The organism is Kitasatospora aureofaciens, assembly GCF_019192735.1.
Classification (GTDB): Bacteria; Actinomycetota; Actinomycetes; order Streptomycetales; family Streptomycetaceae; genus Kitasatospora; species Kitasatospora aureofaciens_A.
In genome coordinates this window covers 1-1461 of sequence record NZ_JAHTKP010000165.1, presented here as the reverse complement: position 1 = coordinate 1461, position 1461 = coordinate 1, and the positions used below count along the sequence as shown (strand labels likewise).

Annotated in this window: 3 protein-coding genes; all 3 read right to left on the bottom strand. The window is 71.0% G+C overall.

The genetic code is table 11. From position 1 onward, the window contains the following. The coding region (locus KV557_RS41760; protein WP_218207346.1) for a hypothetical protein at positions 1-402 on the bottom strand (402 nt) is incomplete at its 3' end. Positions 403-469: 67 nt separating this feature from the next. Beyond that, the gene (locus tag KV557_RS41755; RefSeq protein WP_218207345.1) at positions 470-646 is read right to left on the bottom strand and encodes a hypothetical protein; all 177 of its coding nucleotides are present in this window, start codon (positions 644-646) and stop codon (positions 470-472) included. Next, positions 634-1122 (bottom strand): hypothetical protein, encoded by a 489-nt coding sequence (locus tag KV557_RS41750; RefSeq protein WP_218207344.1) that lies wholly within the window; start codon positions 1120-1122, stop codon positions 634-636. The genes KV557_RS41755 and KV557_RS41750 overlap by 13 nt, the downstream gene beginning before the upstream one ends. Positions 1123-1461 lie beyond the last annotated feature (339 nt).

The following is a 1461-nucleotide window of genomic DNA, read 5'->3' as shown; positions in this document are numbered from 1 at the left end:
CCCGCCGCTATCTGCCTGAGGGCAGCATGGACCAGCTCTACCCTGGCGAGCAGGCTCGCGACCAACTACCACCCACCGCATGACCGTTGGCAAACGACCACTACACCACTTCACGGGACATGACCCCCCGGTGACCCGCAGACCCTCGGCGCCGAGGAGTTCGCCGCGCTCGGCTACCTGCGCTCGCATCTGGCCGAGGGCACCACCGGCACCGCCGAGGAGTACGCCGGCTTCGAGGGCGTCGGCTCCGTCGAGCGCGCCCAGGAACTCTTCGACGCCCGCGACGCCGGTGCCAGCCAGCAGGAGCAGGAAAAGATCATCGCCGAAGGCCTGCGCGACGCCTACTTCACCGATTGGGGCCGCCGGGCCCGCGGTCTGGAGGTCACCCTCACCGGCCTTCACTGGGCCGAGTTCTCCGTGGACTGAGCCATTGACGGCCCGCTGCAGGTCTGCGGTCTGAGTCGTCCGATCAGCGGCTGGCAGCGTACGCGGACAGCGCCGGACGGGCGGAGTCGAAGGCGAGTCTGGCGGGGCGGCTGACCCGGCCGTGCTGGTCGGGCAGGATCAGCTCGGCAGTGCGGTTGCGGCCGCGGGTACGGCGGCCGGTGCAGACGATGCGGACCTGGCGCTCAGTCAGCTGGCCCACCCGTCCCCGAGGCCACGCCAGAGCCTGTGGGTGACATCGAGGCGGAGCTGGGGGCCTGGCCAATGGTGGTCGTAGGGGAGGACGACGTTGCCGTGCGTGCGCAGGTGGCTGGCCGGGCGCGTGGCGGCCCGCTCGGGCATGGCGGCGGGCGGCCGGACGATCAGGACCGGGAATGCGGGCGCCAGAGCCACGTCACCGAATTTCCCATGGGTGTCCTCGATGCGGACCAGGCGGGTGATTCCCGCCGACCGGGCCGCCGCGTCACCGAATTCGGGGATGTCCACGACGGCGACCCACTCGGTCTGGGCCGGGCGGGTGGCGAGCTGGATGAGCACACCGGCGTCGCCGACCTCGGTGACGGTGCCGCGCGCCAGGCCGCCGTCGGGGAGCAGTGGGGCGAGCGCCTCATCGACCGGGAAGGTGGCCTCGGCGCGCTCCCGGGCCCGGGTTTGGGGCGAGGTTGCGTTCCCTGTCAAGTCAATGTGTTCAGAAGCCGTTGCTCAATCGAGCTTGGTGATCGTGAGGAGTCTGCTGCCTCGGTCGGATGATCCTCTCTTCGGGTGCCAGGACGCTTCGGGGCTGGGCCCTACCGCCTGCGGTGTCACCGCAGGCGGATAGCCTCCGGCGGGAACGGGCGACCGATGGGAGTGGGCATGGACATCGAGGAGATGCTGGATCGACTCGGCGTGGTGATCGGACCGCCGCCCGCGGACGGCGTGACCCCGGTCCCGTGGGAGCTCGCACCCGCGGCGATCGGTTTCCAGCTGCCCGCGGACTACCGGGCGTTCGCCGACCGGTACGGGTCGGTCAGCATC